This is a genomic window from Parvimonas sp. D9 (assembly GCF_035282565.1).
Taxonomy (GTDB): domain Bacteria; phylum Bacillota; class Clostridia; order Tissierellales; family Peptoniphilaceae; genus Parvimonas; species Parvimonas micra.
In genome coordinates, this window is record NZ_JAYKBM010000164.1 from 1 (window position 1) to 268 (window position 268).

Here is a 268-nt window from a genome sequence, read left to right on the forward strand (position 1 = left end):
CCAAAGGACTGAAGTATGACAAGTAGAGCTCGTCTGATTTCCCCGCAATACGTTCATAAATAGTAAAAGCCAGTGGTAATAAACTCGCCAGAAAGACTTTTCGTTTTTCATAAAGAAAACTACCACTGTCAATTAGTTGATCATTCAAGATAGACAGTAATGTTTCATCCATATGACCTGATTCACCTGCTTGCTTTAATAAGCTATTTCTTTGCTGTAATATTTTTTGATAATTAATCAACTGTTGTAAATAAGCATGATCTAACTG

Annotated in this window: 1 pseudogene; it reads right to left on the minus strand. The window is 34.0% G+C overall.

What is annotated here, in order from left to right:
- A pseudogene (locus tag VJI94_RS08420) lies at positions 1-268 on the minus strand (hypothetical protein); the annotation flags it as partial.